The sequence below is a fragment of the Kribbella sp. NPDC058693 genome (assembly GCF_042715335.1).
Lineage (GTDB): Bacteria > Actinomycetota > Actinomycetes > Propionibacteriales > Kribbellaceae > Kribbella > Kribbella jiaozuonensis.
This window is the reverse complement of sequence record NZ_JBHXSQ010000004.1, coordinates 707,957-720,422: the sequence shown is the minus strand read 5'-3', so window position 1 is coordinate 720,422 and position 12,466 is coordinate 707,957. Positions and strand designations below refer to the sequence as shown.

The following is a 12,466-nucleotide window of genomic DNA, read 5'->3' as shown; positions in this document are numbered from 1 at the left end:
GAAGGGATGCTCCGGGCGATAAGCCCCGGGGGTGGGCGGGTGCGGCGCGTAGCACGGCGACGAAGGAGCCGCGCGTAGCACCGCGATGGGCTGACCGCAGCCAGCTCGCCAGATACGAACCAACCCCACCACGAGGCGGTCGCACGCGCGGCAGCGCGCACGGGTGCGGGCGGCAGCCCGCCAGTCCGGCGATAGCCGGAAGGGATGCTCCGGGCGATAAGCCCCGGGGGTGGGCGGGTGCGGCGCGTAGCACGGCGACGAAGGAGCCGCGCGTAGCACCGCGATGGGCTGACCCCCAGTTCCTATGAGCCGAGTTTGGTGAGGGCTCCGTCGGTTAGGCGGTAGACGGTCCAGTCGTCTTGGGGGGTGGCGCCCAGGGACTTGTAGAAGTCGATGGCGGGGGTGTTCCAGTTGAGGACGGACCATTCGAGGCGTTCGTAGTTGTTCTCGACGCATTCCTGGGCCAGGGCTGTGAGGAGGGCCTTGCCCAGGCCGGTGCCTCGGGTTTCGGGGCGGACGAAGAGGTCTTCCAGGTAGATGCCGTGGACGCCGCGCCAGGTGGAGAAGTTGAGGAACCAGATCGCGCAGCCGGCTACCTCGCCTTCGTGTTCGGCAACGTGGCAGAAGACCGCGGGGTTGGGGCCGAAGAGGGCGGTCTCCAGCTGGTCGGCGGTCAGGTGGCACTCGTCGGGGGCGCGTTCGTACTCCGCCAGCGCGTATACGAGCTCCACAAGCGCCGGGATGTCCTCCGGCCGGGCACGGCGAATCCGTTCGTCGGTCTGCATACCGCCTATCCTGCACCGGCAACCGGGATCAGCCCGTCGCCCCCAGGGTCAGCCGTGACCGGGTCAGCCGTCGCAGCCGGGGCCAGTCTCCGCTGCCGGGCTCATCCTCCGCGGCCGGAGTCAGCCGTCAGGAGGGGCAGTCGTCCCACCCGGCTCAGCCGTCACAGCCGGGGTTAGTCGTCGCGTTCAGTGTCTTGGTCGGCCTCCGGGGTGGCGGCGTATGCGTCGGGGCGTTCGCCCATTCCGGTGTTCGCGTCCGGGGCGTCGGTGTCGACGCCGGCGTACGTCGAGGTCTGTAGCTGCAGCGCCATCGCCAGTTCCGGATCGGCCCGCAGCACAGAACCCCGCTCGACGGTGATCTTGTCGAAGACGGCGTACATCTTGCTCGGGTCCGGGTCGGCGCTCTTCTCCAGGTCCTCCGGGTACGCCGCGCTGGACGCCGCGTTCCACTCGTCCCGTTCGACGCGGTCGAAGTCGAGGCGGTACGGCGACATCTCGGCGACGTGGTTCATGAACACCTTGCCCGCGGCACCGTTTCCCTCGCGGAACGGGTGGGTGAGGTTCTGGTAGCTGTACACCTCGGCGATGCTCTGGACGAACTCGTCCCGCGACATCGTCGACCAGTCCTTGTCGTTGATCCTCGCGCTGACCTTGTCGGTCCACTTGTCGAGCAGCTCGGCCGGCACGAACATCTTGCCCTGCTTGGTGATCCCGACGTTGCGGAACTCCCCGGCCCAGTCGTACACGTCCTGGAGCAGATGCTTGTGGATCGCCTGCACATGCGCCTTGTCGTACGTACGCGGGATATCCACCTCACCCCGATCGATCTCGCCCTGCCGCATCGACCGCAGCCGGTACTCGGCGAAGTGCAGCTCGATCGGGTTCTTGATGCCGAGCTTGTTCCGTAGACAGCCGCCGGGCTCCCAGAGGTAAGCGTTCCAGCGCTCCGCCTCCGGTGAGGTCACACCGGGTCTCCGCCGGTCACCTTCGACATCGTGCGACGGATGTACTCCGCGGTATCGATCCGGCCCGCCTCGCGGTCGGCCAGGTCGGCGACGTCGTCGCGTTGCGGCTCCCAGCCTTCCAGCCGGTTGTTCGCGAGCGCGTCGCTGACCCGCTGCTTCTGGTCATCGTCGAGCGATTCGAACAACTCCGGCCAGCGCTGGGCATAGCGGCACGGTTCGTAGGCCATCAGTCAGCTCCCCGAGTAGCTAGCAATCGGGACAGCGTAGCGAAGTCCGAATTCCTACCATCACAACGCGTTAACTTACCGAGCAGATCCGTTAACCCTGTCGCCACCTACCGCCTGAACACTGACAGCTCCTTCCCGCCCTTCACCTGGAGGAACCATGTCCGTGTCACGCCGTCGCTTCCTGGGGTACGGGGGTGCGGGCTCCGCCGCCGTACTGCTCGGCACCGGGGCCTGGGACGCCTCGACCACGTACGCCAGCCCGTCCGGCACCGGCAACCCGTTCACGCTCGGCGTCGGCTCGGGCGATCCGCAGTACGACGGTGTCGTGCTCTGGACCCGTCTCGCCACCGACCCGTACGCCGTCGACGGGAAGGGCGGCATGCCCGCGCGCCCGGTCCGGGTCGAGTACGAGGTCGCGTACGACGAGAACTTCCGCCACGTCGTACGGCGATCCAGCGTCGTCGCCACGCCCGGGCTCGGCCACTCCGTCCACCCCGAGGTCCGCGGCCTGCTGCCCGACCACGTGTACTACTACCGCTTCCGTACCGGCCGCGAGGTCTCGCCGACCGGCCGGACCCGGACCGCCCCGCACCCGCTGACGAACCCGCGCGACCTGCGCTTCGCGTTCGCGTCCTGCAACGCCTGGCAGGACGGGTACTTCACCGCCTACGACCACATGGCGAACGAGGATCTGGACCTGGTCGTGCACCTCGGCGACTACATCTACGAGTCCGGCGTGAAGACCAACAAGCGCGGCATCACCACCGACCCGCGGTTCCACACCGAGACCTTCGACCTCGCCCGGTACCGCCTGCAGTACAGCCTCTACAAGACCGAGGCGCCGCTACAGGCCGCGCACGCCGCGCACCCGTGGATCCACACGTTCGACGACCACGAGGTGGAGAACAACTGGGCCGGCGACCTCTCGCAGGCCGACACCGAGCCGGACCAGGACCCGGCCGTGTTCCGGGCCCGTCGCGCCGACGCGTTCCAGGCCATGTACGAGAACCTGCCGCTCCGGCACGCGCAGATGCCGTCCGGCCCGGACATCCGCTACCACCGGCGCCTCCCGTACGGCCGGCTCGCGGACTTCACCATCCTCGACACCCGCCAGCACCGCACCGACCAGCCGTGCGGCGACGGCGACTCGTCGACCTGTGACGACCGGTTCAACCCGGACAACACCATGCTCGGCGGCAAACAGCGCGCCTGGCTGCTGGACGGGTTCCGGCAGTCGAAGGCCCGCTGGCAGGTGATCGGCAACCAGACCCCGATGGGCCAGACCGACTGGACGCCGGGTCCGGAGACCCATGTCTGGCTGGACCCGTGGGACGGTTATGTTGCCGAGCGCAACAAGGTGCTCGGCGCCGCGCAGGACAGCGGAGTACGCAACCTGGTCGTCATCACCGGCGACCGGCACCAGAACTACGCTCTCGAACTCAAGCGCGACTACGCCAACCCAACCTCCGCCACGGTCGGCACCGAGTTCGTCGGTACGTCGATCACCAGCGGCGGCAACGGCGCCGACATGACCGACCAGGGCCGGCAGTTCCTCGAGGCGAACCCGCACCTGAAGTTCTTCAACTCCCAGCGCGGGTACGTCCGGGTCACGGTCGACCAGAAGCAGTGGAAGTCCGACTTCCGCGTCGTCCCGTACGTCGAAACGCCGGACGCCCCGATCACCACGCGAGCGACGTACGTCGTGGAAGACCGCCGCCCGCACGTCCACTCAGCCTGATCACACGCCCAGGCCGCCGTCCACGCGCAGCACGGCACCGGTCACGTACGACACCCGGTCGCTGAGCAGCCAGGCGACGGCCTGGGCGACGACGTCGTACGCCTGCTGTCCGTGGTGGGTACGCAGCGGCTCAGCTCAGCGGCGGAGTGATTCCGCTGAGCCAGTTGTCGTCGATCTCCAGCTCGCGGTCGCCGACGACCTTCATCGTGTCGAGCCGCTGGATGTCGTCGGCGGTGAGCACAAGGTCGGCGGCGGCCGCGTTCTCCTCCAGGCGAGGGCGACCTGGCCCGGTGCGGCGTCGTGCGCGATGGCTATCTCGCGGACGGCCTGTACGGCGGCGAGGTTCGTCTCGAACACCTCGCGGGAGAAGCGCGGCATCTTGCGGCGGTAGTCGTTCGCCGGCAGATCGTCGTACGACGTGATGTTGCCGGTGAGCATGCCGCGGCCGAGTGGGCTGTACGGGACGATGCTGATGCCGAGTTCCTGGGTCAGCGGGAAGATCTCGTCCTCGATCTCGCGCGACCACAACGACCACTCGGTCTGCAGCGCGGTGATCGGGTGGTCCGCGTGCGCGCGGCGGATGGTGTCGGGGGCGGCCTCGCTCAGGCCGAGGTACCGAACTTTGCCCTCGGCAACCAGTTCGGCCATCGCGCCGACGGTCTCCTCGATCGGGGTCCGCGGATCGACCCGGTGCTGGTAATAGAGGTCGATGTGGTCGACGCCGAGACGGCTGAGCGAGCGCTCGACCTGCTGCCGGACGTACTTCGGACGGCCGTCGACGACGGCTCCCTGCTCCCGACCCGGGCCGCGGACGATGCCGAACTTGGTCGCGAGTACGACCTGGTCGCGGCGGCCGGCGATCGCCCGGCCGATGATCTCCTCGCTGTCGCCGTACCGGTCGGAGGTGTCGATCAGCGTGACGCCGAGGTCGAGGGCGCGGCCGATCAGGGCGTCGTCACCGGACTGCTCGGCGGTCTGCCCGTACGGCCGGGCGAAACCCATCGCGCCGTAGCCGATAGCCCCGACGGCGAGGCCGGCCGGACCGAGTTTGCGCTACTGCCACCCGGGCGGCGATCCTGCGGGCGGCGCAGGCCGCGTTCACCGAGCGCGGGTACGACGGTGCCGGCGTACGCGAGATCGCGCGAGGTGGACCCGCGGCTGATCGGCAAGTACTTCGGCTCGAAGGAAGGACTGTTCACCGAGGTCGTCGAGGTCGCGTACGAGAAGTCGATGATGAGGACGCCCGAGCTCAACCATGAGGCGGCGAAGGCGCTACTGACAGGCGAGGACCAGCACGCGACCGACGGCATGCTGCTGACGCTGCGCTCGGTGGCGAACCCGCGGGCCGCGGCGATCATGCGCGACCGCCTCGAACGGAACTACCAGGCCCGGCTCGCCGAGGGTTTGCCCGGACCGGACAAGACCGGGCGGTCGGCGCTGCTGATCGCGATCTGTGCCGGGATGATGCTGAACCGGACCGTCCTCGGGTCGACCGTGCTCAACGACGGCGACGTCGTGAAGCTCATCCCGTACCTGCACGCGGCGCTGGACGCGGTGGCCGACATTCAGTAGTCGAGCTGCTGAGTGTGTGCGGATATTCCTGTTGGAATTCGCAGTCGTCGCGCGGGACGTTGGATGTATGGCAACTGACACGAACCAGACCCGCCGGATCGGTGACGTCGAGGTATCCGCGATCGGACTCGGCGGCATGCCGATGTCGATCGAGGGCCGACCCGACGAGGCCCGGTCGATCGCGACCATCCACGCGGCGCTGGACGCCGGGATCACGCTGATCGACACCGCCGACGCGTACCACCTGACCGCGACCGACGACGGCCACAACGAGAGCCTGATCGCCAAGGCGCTGGCGTCGTACGGCGGGGACACCTCCGACGTACTGGTCGCGACCAAGGGCGGCCACCTGCGTCCCGGCGACGGCAGCTGGACCCTCGACGGCTCCCCGAAGCACATCGCCGAAGCGGCCGAGGCGTCGCTGAAGCGGCTCGGCGTGGAGGCGATCGGGCTGTACCAGTTCCACCGCCCCGACCCGAAGACGCCGTACGAGGACTCCGTCGGCGCGATCCGCGACCTCCTCGACGCCGGCAAGATCCGCATGGCGGGCATCTCGAACGCGAACCCAGCCCAGATCAAGCAGGCCAACGAGATCCTCGGCGGACGACTGGTGTCGGTCCAGAACCAGTTCTCCCCGAAGTTCCGCTCCAGCGAACCCGAACTGGACCTCTGCGACGAACTGGGCATCGCCTTCCTCCCGTGGTCCCCCCTCGGCGGCATCACCAACGCGGCGGAACTCGGCGCGAAATACCCCGCCTTCCAGACCCTCGCAGCCGAGCTAGGCGTCAGCCCCCAGAAACTCACCCTCGCCTGGATGCTCGCCAAGTCCCCCATCGTCATCCCAATCCCGGGCTCCAGCCGCCCTGAAACCATCCGCGACTCCTACTCCGCGGTCGACCTACAACTGACCCCGGACCAGGTCGCAGCACTCGACGCGTCGGAATAACGAGCGGCGGGTACGGCGTTCTGCGGCGCGTGGAGGATATGCGGGCGTTGAGTTATGGGCTGGGGCAGCAGTACTTCGAGGAGCGGGATTATCGGGGTGCGATTCGGGCGTTGAAGCCGGTTGTCGAGGAGACGCCGGATGATGTCGAGACGCGGCTGTTGCTGGCTCGGGCGTATTACCATGCGGCGTTGTTGAAGCCGGCTGAGGAGCATTTGCTCGAGGTGATCGAGCGGGAGCCGACCGAGTACTACGCCCACCTGATGCTGGCGCGGACGCTCGAGCGGCTGTCGCGGCGGGACGAGGCCGGGAAGTATCGGCGTATTGCGGCGGCGCTGACCGGTGACGACGAGTTGCTGGACGGTCACACCATCTGACGAACACACTGAGGGCCCGCGATCCACACCCGGATCGCGGGCCTTCGGCGTACGTGGAATGAACTCGCCGGCGAGCGGCGTTATGTAGTTTAATAGTTAACTACCTAGGCCAGGAGGACAGATGCAGTTCGGGGTGTTCAGCGTCGGGGACGTGACCGAGAACCCGACCACCGGGACCACGGTCAGCGAGGGCGAGCGGATCAAGGCGATGGTGACGATCGCCAAGAAGGCCGAGGAGGTCGGGCTGGACGTGTTCGCGCAGGGCGAGCACCACAACCCGCCGTTCGTGCCGTCGTCGCCGACGACCCAGCTCGGATTCATCGCCGCGCAGACGTCGAAGATCATCCTGTCCACCTCGACGACGCTGATCACGACCAACGACCCGGTGAAGATCGCCGAGGACTACGCGATGCTGCAGCACCTGGCCGACGGCCGGGTCGACCTGATGATGGGTCGCGGCAACACCGGCCCGGTGTACCCGTGGTTCGGTCAGGACATCCGCAACGGCATCGCGCTCGCCGTCGAGAACTACGCGTTGCTCCGCCGGCTCTGGCGCGAGGACGTCGTCGACTGGGAAGGCAAGTTCCGTACGCCGCTGCAGGGTTTCACGGCGACGCCGCGGCCGCTGGACGGCGTACCGCCGTTCGTGTGGCACGGCTCGATCCGGTCGCCCGAGATCGCCGAGCAGGCGGCGTACTACGGTGACGGGTTCTTCCACAACAACATCTTCTGGCCGATGTCGCACACCAAGCAGATGATCGACCTGTACCGCCGCCGCTTCGAGCACTACGGGCACGGAGCCGCTGACCAGGCGATCGTCGGCCTAGGCGGTCAGATCTTCATGCGGAAGAACTCCCAGGACGCAGTCCGCGAGTTCCGGCCGTACTTCGACAACGCTCCGGTCTACGGACACGGGCCGTCGCTCGAGGACTTCAGCCGGGAGACGCCGCTGACTGTCGGCAGCCCGCAGGAGGTTATCGAGCGGACGCTGTCCTTCCGCGAGCACTTCGGTGACTACCAGCGGCAGCTGTTCCTGATCGACCACGCAGGACTGCCGTTGCAGACCGTGCTGGAGCAGCTGGACATCCTCGGCGAAGAGGTCGTTCCGGTACTGCGGAAGGAGTTTGCGGCGCTGAAGCCCGCGCATGTGCCGGACGCACCGACGCACGCTTCCTTGAAGGCCGCATCCGAGCGGGCGCGTGAGCTGGAGACGATCGAATGAACGACAAGGTAATTGCCGTGGTGACGGCCGGGTTGACGACACCGTCGTCGTCCCGGCTGCTCGCCGACCAACTGTCGGCCGCGGTCGCGGACGAGTTGTCGGGTCGCGGGATCACGTCCCGCATCGAGACGATCGAGGTCCGCGACCACGCGCACGACCTCACCAACAACCTCCTGACCGGGTTCCCGTCGGCCGAGCTCCGCGAGGTCCTCGAGACGGTCGCGTCGGCCGACGCCCTCATCGTCGTCAGCCCCACGTTCAGCGCGTCGTACTCCGGTCTGTTCAAGACGTTCTTCGACGTACTCGACGACCAGGCCCTGGCCGGCAAGCCCGTCCTGCTGGCCGCGACCGGCGGCACCGAGCGCCACTCGCTGGTCCTGGAGTTCGCCCTCCGCCCACTCTTCGCCTACCTGAAGGCCCTCCCGGTCCCGACCGGCGTGTACGCCGCCTCGACCGACTGGGGCCCGAACGCCGCCGGCCTCCGCCCGCGCATCACTCAAGCAGCAGGCGAACTGGTCGCCGCCCTCCAACACGAGACGCCGACGGCCGCAGACCCCTTCGACAACCCAACCCCCTTCGAGGACCTACTCAACAGTTGATCGGGACTCGATCAGTTGGGTCAGGCCGTCGAGGATGGTGGTCAGGCCGAACGTGAGGGCGTGGGCGGGGTCCATGGCTGACTGGAAGTGTTCGCCGACTGCGGTGCCTACCCGGCCGGCGACGGGGAAGTGGGTGCCGGACATGACTGTGGTGAGCGTCGGGGAGATCTGACGCCACCACTCCTCGTCGGTGAGGCCGGAGTCGCGCTGGGTGCGGAGTTGTTCGGCGCCGGCGCGGGCGGTGCCCTGGACGTGCGTGAGGACGAGCGCCAGCGCCGAATCCATCTCGACATCGGTCAGACCCAGGCCGTCGAGCGGGCGTAGCTCGGCCTCGTACTTGCGGGTGATGTTCGGGCCCAGCGCCGTACGCATCGTCGGGACCTCGTGGACCCACGGGTGGGCTGTCAGCACGGACCAGTTGCGGTGGGCAATGAATTCGAGCGCGCCGCGCCAGCCGCCGGGTTGCTTCGACGGCTCGTCGTCGTCCGCGTACAGGTCGGCGTACACCCGGTCGAACATCAGGTCGGTCAGCTCGCCCTTGCCCGGGACGTGCGTGTAGAGCGACATCGTGCCGACCTTCAGCCGGTCGGCGACCATCCGCATCGAGAGCGCCTCGAGGCCCTCGGAGTCGGCGAGCTCGATCGCCGCGTCCACGATCGCGCGCACGGTCAGCCCGGAGCGGCCGGGTTTGGCGTGGCTCCCCCAGAGCAGCGCCAGACTGCGCGCCGGATCGGGCGCAGCCGCCTTCCTTCCCGCCACCGGAACCTTCTTCCACCGCTCGTCGTTGAACGCATCGTACCTGAGCCGTACAATGTACGGTACACTCTACGGCTCAACGACTCGAGAGGTGGGAATGACTACGGAGCGAGTGATCGAAGCCGTCGGCGTACGGAAGAACTACAAGGGCGGCACGGAGGGTGCGGGGCTGAACGGCTTCGACCTCGACGTCACGGCAGGCACGGTGACGGGCCTGCTCGGCCCGAACGGCGCCGGCAAGACGACGGCGTTGCGGATCCTGTCCACGCTGCTGGAGCTGGATTCCGGTACGGCGACGATCGCGGGGTACGACGTACGCCGGCAAGGAGCGGAGGTACGACGGCGGATCGGGCTCGTCGGGCAGTACGCCGCGGTGGACGAGATCCTCACCGGGCGGCAGAACCTGGTGATGTTCGGGCGGCTGAATCATCTGAAGAACGCCCGGAGCAGGGCGGACGAGTTGCTGGAGCGGTTCAGCCTGACGGAGGCGGCGGATCAGGCGGTGAGCAAGTACTCCGGCGGGATGCGCCGGCGGCTGGATCTCGCGGCGAGCCTGATCGTGGCGCCGCGGGTGTTGTTCGTGGACGAGCCGACGACCGGGCTGGATCCGGCCGGGCGGCTGGAGGTGTGGTCCGCCGTACGGCAGCTGGTCGACGGCGGTACGACGGTGTTGCTGACGACGCAGTACCTGGAGGAGGCGGATCAGCTGGCGAACCGGATCTCGATGCTCAAGGCGGGAAAGGTCGTTGCCGAGGGCACACCTGATGAATTGAAGACGCAGCTCGGGTCCGACTGGCTGGAGATCGTGCTCGCGGATCCCGACGACGTACAACGGGTCGTGGACCTGGCCGGGCTGGTTGCGGACGGGGAGATCCGGGTGGTCGACGTACGGGTGAGTGTGCCGGTGAAGGATCGGACGAAGGCGTTGGTGGTGATGGCGAACTCGTTGCATGAGGCAAGGATCGAACCGGAGGACATCACGTTACGGCGGCCGACGCTGGACGAGGTCTTCCTGCACCTGACCGGGGCCGCCGCATGAACGGCCTCGGGTGGGCGCTCGCGGACAGTTGGACGATCGCGCGGCGGACGTTGACGCACTGGCGGATGCAGCCGGGGCTGGTGCTGTTCCAGTGGTTCTTCCCAGTGCTGATGCTGCTGATGTTCGGCGGGCTGCTGGGCGGGGCGATGGAGTTCCCGGAGGGTTCGTCGTACTACGAGTTGCTGGTGCCCGGGATCTTTGCGCTGGCGATGCTGTTCGGGCTCGAGGGCACGATGACGGCGGTCACGACCGATGTGTCGAAGGGGGTGACGGACCGGTTCCGTTCGCTGCCGATGAGCTCGACGGCGGTGGTGCTGGGTCGGTGCATCGCGGACATGCTCGACTCGGTGGTCACCCTGCTCGTGCTGGTCGCGACCGGCCTGGCGCTGGGTTGGCGCTGGCATGAGGGTCTGCCGGCCGCGCTGGCGGCGTTCGGGTTGCTGTTGCTGCTGAGGTTCGCCTTGCTGTGGGTCGGGATCTTCATCGGTCTGAGCGTGAAGAATGCGCAGAGCGTGACGATGGTCCAGGTCCTGGTCTGGCCGATCGGCTTCCTCTCCAGCACGTTCGTCGCCACGTCGACGATGCCGGCCTGGCTGGGCACGATCGCCCAGTGGAACCCGCTCTCATCCACCGCGACGGCCGCCCGCAACCTCTTCGGCAACCCCGACCCTTCCGCCACCGCCACCTGGATAGGGACCCACGCGGAGCTAGCCGCGGTCATCGCACCCCTCGTGCTGACCGCGGTCTTCCTCCCACTCTCAGCCCACCGCTTCCGCACGCTGTCGCGGTAGACATCACCAGTTGCCTGCGCGAAGTTGCCGTCTCGCGCAGGCGACTGGGCCGGCTGCTCAGGGTGTCAGTTGGCCGCCGTTGATTTCGATGATTTGGCCGGTTACGTAGGAGGACATGCGGTCGGAGGCGAGGAACAGGATCGTGCCGACGCACTCGTGCGGCGTACCGGTGCGGCCCATCGGGATGGTGGCGAGCATGGCCTGCATCTGGGCGTCCGCGGTGTGGCGCTCGTGGAACGGGGTCTTGATGACGCCCGGTGCGATCGCGTTCACCCGGATGCCCTCCGGGGCGAGCTCCTTGGCCAGGCCGCGGGTGAAGGTGCTGACGGCGCCCTTGCTGGTCGCGTAGACGACCGACCCGCCGGCGCCGCCCGTCCGCCCGGCGATCGACGTGACGTTGATGATCGATCCGCCGCCCTGCGCCCGGAACACCGGCACGATCCGCCGGCTCAGCGCGAACACCGAGGTCAGGTTCACGTCGAGGATCCGGTGGAACTCCTCGTCCGGTACGTCGGAAATCGGCGACCGGTGGACCAGGTCCCCGGCGTTGTTCACGAGTACGTCGATCCGCCCGTGCTGCGCGAGTACCTCGTCGATGAACGCGTCCGCCGACTTCGGGTCAGCCAGATCCGCCTGGTGCAACGACGCCGTACCGCCGGCCGTCTGTACCGCCCCGACCGTGTGCTTCGCGCCGTCGGAGTTCTGGTGGTAATGGAGCGCGACCGAAGCCCCCGTCTCCGCGAACCCGACCGCCGCCGCAGCCCCGATCCCGCTGCTGGCCCCGGTCACCACGACAACCTGATCCCTGAAATCCAGATATCCCATGGCCCCTATCCTCTCCTGCTCCGGCGAACGTAACTCGCCGTACGCGCGTCCATTGGTCTAGACCCGGCGGTAGATTCGATGGATGGGATACGCGCTCGGGGAGCTGGGGCTGCGGCGGTGGCGGACCGGTGATGCGTTGCGGCTGGCCGCGGCGCATGCGGATCCTGAGATGGTGAGCCAGGGCGGGATCGTGGACCGGGCGTCCGCGGTCGACTGGATCGGGCGGGTCGCGGACCTGGACAACGGGCACGTGTACGCCGTGGCGGACGCCGACGATCACCCGATCGGCTGCGTCGCGGTGACGAATATCGACCGGCATCGGGTCGGCTGGACCTGGTACTGGACGCTCGCCGACGTCCGCGGCCACGGCGTCGCCCGGGACGCTCTCCGCGCGCTCGCGGGCTGGGCTCACGAGCAGGCCGGGCTGTACCGGCTCGAGCTCGGACACCAGTTGAACAATCCGGCATCCTGCGCAGTCGCGGCCGGCGCCGGCTTCCTCTCCGAAGGCATCGAACGCCAACGCCTCGCCTTCGACGGCACCCGGTACGACGTCGAACGCCACGCCCGCCTCATCACCGACCCCCTCACCCCACCCCAACGCCCCGTCCGCATCACTGACTAGAACTG

16 protein-coding genes are annotated in these 12,466 nt (G+C 68.1%); 9 read left to right on the top strand and 7 right to left on the bottom strand.

Features of this window, described 5'->3' with window-relative positions:
• Nucleotides 1-302: 302 nt before the first annotated feature.
• The 3 genes from ACFWUU_RS29860 to ACFWUU_RS29850 form a co-directional block, all read right to left on the bottom strand.
• On the bottom strand, nucleotides 303-785 hold the full coding sequence (locus ACFWUU_RS29860; protein WP_380180220.1) for a GNAT family N-acetyltransferase: 483 nt from the start codon (nucleotides 783-785) through the stop codon (nucleotides 303-305).
• A gap of 173 nt (nucleotides 786-958) precedes the next feature.
• Nucleotides 959-1,750, bottom strand: a complete 792-nt coding sequence (locus ACFWUU_RS29855) for a Fic/DOC family protein (protein ID WP_380180218.1) — start codon at nucleotides 1,748-1,750, stop codon at nucleotides 959-961.
• Nucleotides 1,747-1,977: an antitoxin VbhA family protein gene (locus tag ACFWUU_RS29850; protein ID WP_130445777.1), complete on the bottom strand. Its 231-nt coding sequence runs from the start codon at nucleotides 1,975-1,977 to the stop codon at nucleotides 1,747-1,749. Before ACFWUU_RS29850 ends, ACFWUU_RS29855 begins: the two co-directional genes overlap by 4 nt.
• Before the next feature lie 157 nt (nucleotides 1,978-2,134).
• Between ACFWUU_RS29850 and ACFWUU_RS29845 the strand changes: the two genes are divergently transcribed.
• Nucleotides 2,135-3,715, top strand: coding sequence for an alkaline phosphatase D family protein (locus ACFWUU_RS29845; RefSeq protein WP_380180216.1), 1,581 nt, complete (start codon nucleotides 2,135-2,137; stop codon nucleotides 3,713-3,715).
• Here the strand turns inward: ACFWUU_RS29845 and ACFWUU_RS29840 are convergent, their stop codons facing one another.
• Together ACFWUU_RS29840 and ACFWUU_RS29835 are read right to left on the bottom strand one after the other, a co-directional pair.
• Complete coding sequence (locus ACFWUU_RS29840) at nucleotides 3,716-3,841, bottom strand: SDR family oxidoreductase (protein WP_380181775.1); 126 nt, start codon at nucleotides 3,839-3,841, stop codon at nucleotides 3,716-3,718.
• A 75-nt stretch (nucleotides 3,842-3,916) separates the two neighbouring features.
• Nucleotides 3,917-4,717, bottom strand: a complete 801-nt coding sequence (locus ACFWUU_RS29835) for an aldo/keto reductase (RefSeq protein ID WP_380180214.1) — start codon at nucleotides 4,715-4,717, stop codon at nucleotides 3,917-3,919.
• Between the two features lie 144 nt (nucleotides 4,718-4,861).
• Between ACFWUU_RS29835 and ACFWUU_RS29830 the strand changes: the two genes are divergently transcribed.
• The 5 genes from ACFWUU_RS29830 (at nucleotide 4,862) to ACFWUU_RS29810 (ending at nucleotide 8,428) form a co-directional block, all read left to right on the top strand.
• A complete protein-coding gene (locus tag ACFWUU_RS29830) occupies nucleotides 4,862-5,287 on the top strand; it encodes a hypothetical protein (RefSeq protein ID WP_380180212.1) in 426 nt (141 codons plus the stop codon).
• A gap of 67 nt (nucleotides 5,288-5,354) precedes the next feature.
• Nucleotides 5,355-6,233, top strand: a complete 879-nt coding sequence (locus ACFWUU_RS29825) for an aldo/keto reductase (protein ID WP_380180210.1) — start codon at nucleotides 5,355-5,357, stop codon at nucleotides 6,231-6,233.
• 47 nt (nucleotides 6,234-6,280) lie between these two features.
• Entirely contained in the window at nucleotides 6,281-6,607 is a 327-nt protein-coding gene (locus ACFWUU_RS29820; protein WP_380180208.1) for a tetratricopeptide repeat protein, read from the top strand.
• Nucleotides 6,608-6,728: 121 nt separating this feature from the next.
• A complete protein-coding gene (locus ACFWUU_RS29815) occupies nucleotides 6,729-7,829 on the top strand; it encodes an LLM class flavin-dependent oxidoreductase (protein ID WP_380180206.1) in 1,101 nt (366 codons plus the stop codon).
• Complete coding sequence (locus ACFWUU_RS29810; RefSeq protein WP_380180204.1) at nucleotides 7,826-8,428, top strand: FMN reductase; 603 nt, start codon at nucleotides 7,826-7,828, stop codon at nucleotides 8,426-8,428. Before ACFWUU_RS29815 ends, ACFWUU_RS29810 begins: the two co-directional genes overlap by 4 nt.
• Here the strand turns inward: ACFWUU_RS29810 and ACFWUU_RS29805 are convergent.
• Nucleotides 8,414-9,187, bottom strand: a complete 774-nt coding sequence (locus ACFWUU_RS29805; RefSeq protein WP_380180202.1) for a TetR/AcrR family transcriptional regulator — start codon at nucleotides 9,185-9,187, stop codon at nucleotides 8,414-8,416. The two genes, ACFWUU_RS29810 and ACFWUU_RS29805, sit on opposite strands and share 15 nt — an antisense overlap.
• Nucleotides 9,188-9,281: 94 nt before the next feature.
• Between ACFWUU_RS29805 and ACFWUU_RS29800 the strand changes: the two genes are divergently transcribed.
• Nucleotides 9,282-10,223 carry an ATP-binding cassette domain-containing protein gene (locus ACFWUU_RS29800; RefSeq protein ID WP_380180200.1) on the top strand — a complete coding sequence of 314 codons (942 nt, stop codon included), beginning with the start codon at nucleotides 9,282-9,284 and terminating at the stop codon, nucleotides 10,221-10,223.
• Nucleotides 10,220-11,014, top strand: coding sequence for an ABC transporter permease (locus ACFWUU_RS29795; RefSeq protein ID WP_380180197.1), 795 nt, complete (start codon nucleotides 10,220-10,222; stop codon nucleotides 11,012-11,014). The genes ACFWUU_RS29800 and ACFWUU_RS29795 overlap by 4 nt, the downstream gene beginning before the upstream one ends.
• 57 nt (nucleotides 11,015-11,071) lie before the next feature.
• Here the strand turns inward: ACFWUU_RS29795 and ACFWUU_RS29790 are convergent, their stop codons facing one another.
• Nucleotides 11,072-11,839 (bottom strand): SDR family NAD(P)-dependent oxidoreductase, encoded by a 768-nt coding sequence (locus ACFWUU_RS29790; protein WP_137255592.1) that lies wholly within the window; start codon nucleotides 11,837-11,839, stop codon nucleotides 11,072-11,074.
• A gap of 82 nt (nucleotides 11,840-11,921) precedes the next feature.
• On the opposite strand from ACFWUU_RS29790, the gene ACFWUU_RS29785 reads away from it, so the two are divergent.
• Nucleotides 11,922-12,461, top strand: coding sequence for a GNAT family N-acetyltransferase (locus ACFWUU_RS29785; protein WP_137255593.1), 540 nt, complete (start codon nucleotides 11,922-11,924; stop codon nucleotides 12,459-12,461).
• Nucleotides 12,462-12,466 lie beyond the last annotated feature (5 nt).

Bases quoted from the DNA above. Each gene is read 5' to 3' on its own strand.
- ACFWUU_RS29795 (WP_380180197.1), top strand. From the start codon at position 10,220: ATGAACGGCCTCGGGTGGGCGCTCGCGGACAGTTGGACGATCGCGCGG.
- ACFWUU_RS29850 (WP_130445777.1), bottom strand. From the start codon at position 1,977: ATGGCCTACGAACCGTGCCGCTATGCCCAGCGCTGGCCGGAGTTGTTC.
- ACFWUU_RS29835 (WP_380180214.1), bottom strand. From the start codon at position 4,717: ATGGGTTTCGCCCGGCCGTACGGGCAGACCGCCGAGCAGTCCGGTGAC.
- ACFWUU_RS29860 (WP_380180220.1), bottom strand. From the start codon at position 785: ATGCAGACCGACGAACGGATTCGCCGTGCCCGGCCGGAGGACATCCCG.
- ACFWUU_RS29815 (WP_380180206.1), top strand. From the start codon at position 6,729: ATGCAGTTCGGGGTGTTCAGCGTCGGGGACGTGACCGAGAACCCGACC.
- ACFWUU_RS29785 (WP_137255593.1), top strand. From the start codon at position 11,922: ATGGGATACGCGCTCGGGGAGCTGGGGCTGCGGCGGTGGCGGACCGGT.
- ACFWUU_RS29825 (WP_380180210.1), top strand. From the start codon at position 5,355: ATGGCAACTGACACGAACCAGACCCGCCGGATCGGTGACGTCGAGGTA.
- ACFWUU_RS29790 (WP_137255592.1), bottom strand. From the start codon at position 11,839: ATGGGATATCTGGATTTCAGGGATCAGGTTGTCGTGGTGACCGGGGCC.
- ACFWUU_RS29800 (WP_380180200.1), top strand. From the start codon at position 9,282: ATGACTACGGAGCGAGTGATCGAAGCCGTCGGCGTACGGAAGAACTAC.
- ACFWUU_RS29845 (WP_380180216.1), top strand. From the start codon at position 2,135: ATGTCCGTGTCACGCCGTCGCTTCCTGGGGTACGGGGGTGCGGGCTCC.
- ACFWUU_RS29810 (WP_380180204.1), top strand. From the start codon at position 7,826: ATGAACGACAAGGTAATTGCCGTGGTGACGGCCGGGTTGACGACACCG.